The following is a 1,490-nucleotide window of genomic DNA, read 5'->3' as shown; positions in this document are numbered from 1 at the left end:
AACCTCCCCTTCGATTTCGACTTCCAGTTCCTGGTACCTCAACCACTTAACGTCTCCTTAACTGCGAACTCACACTATTCCTATGCAGATTACACCACATTCACAGCCTATTTGAACATATCAGGTTCATCTGCCCCCTACTCAATCAATATGAATTTCGGCGGTCCCCTATCATATCTCCAGGTTTACGAGAATGGCGTCTACGTTCCGTACTATTCAATGACGAACATCCTTGAGATAAGCAGCAGCACATTGAGCGTGAACGGCGGCTTCGGCGTGCCAGGTTATCCAGAGAGTGCTCTCTACGTTCCTCAGACAGGATATTGGTACATTGCCGAGTCTGGCGCAATATACGTTTACACGCCGTCAGTTGGAAATATTCCAGCCCAAGAAGTGGGAAGCATAAGTGGTGTCCCCAGTTCATTTGATTCATTCTTCTCAAATATGACATATATTAACGGGTTCATATATGCTGTTAATTATGGCGATAACAGCGTTCTTGTGATCAATACAACAAGTATGAGCGTTCAGAAAACAATTACTGTAGGCAATGGCCCACAATGGCCGGGGTATAATCCAGGTGCTCAGTTACTTTACGTTCCTAATTATGGGTCAGATAACATTTCAGTTATAAGCGTCGTGAACAATACTGTGGTTAAGACCTTTGATCTCTCATCCTACACATCAATAGGTACAGGTCCTGAGGGTATCGCATATATACCTGCAAACAACGAACTTTATGTTAATATGTACGATTCAGGCATAGTGGCAGTTTTAAATGCAACCACAGGTAAGTTAATAAAATACTTCAATGTGGGGAATTCCCCAGAACAGATAATTCTTGACCCATCTAACGGGCTCGTATATGCATCAGGAACTGGAGCAGGAATTTATTATGGACATAATGTAACAATCTTTAATCCTCTAAATAATACAATGGTTACAAACATATCGACAACATTTGGAGGAGCTTTCGGTATTCAGTACAACCCGGTTAACAAGCTCGTCTATGTAGCAGAAAATGGTGGTGGAGTTGCAGTGATTGACAATACTACTCTTGTGAATGAGATAAATGTAGGCGGATATCCACTGCAGCTGGCATTTGACTCCCTTGATGGAAACATGTATGTAGTAAGCGACGTTTCGGTCCCGACCATCTATACATCAAGTGTTATATTTACTTTCTATTCCACCACAAGTCCTCTGAATTTCACGTTCGTTGGAATGTACGCAAGCATTCCTGATTATGCAAAATCCAACCACCAGATATGGGCAAACGTTACATCATCATACCCAATGACTCATCCATACTTCATGAATGTATCCTATGACGAATATGCCATACCATATCTACAGACGGGCATAATACCCTCCATGACCTCTGGTATCGCTCCAGTAGTAATATCCTTTGATGCAACACCACTGTTTGGAGAACTCCCCAATATGCAGCAATATACGTACTCCTGGAATCTCCTGGATTCATCCATGAT

Annotated in this window: 1 pseudogene; it reads left to right on the top strand. The window is 42.2% G+C overall.

The features are described from left to right. A pseudogene (locus tag ACYQ0N_RS15200) lies at window positions 1-1,490 on the top strand (YncE family protein); the annotation flags it as partial.

Source organism: Ruminococcus sporogenes (assembly GCF_054655175.1).
Note: the sequence above shows the minus strand (reverse complement) of the source record. Positions and strands in the feature narration are given on the sequence as shown.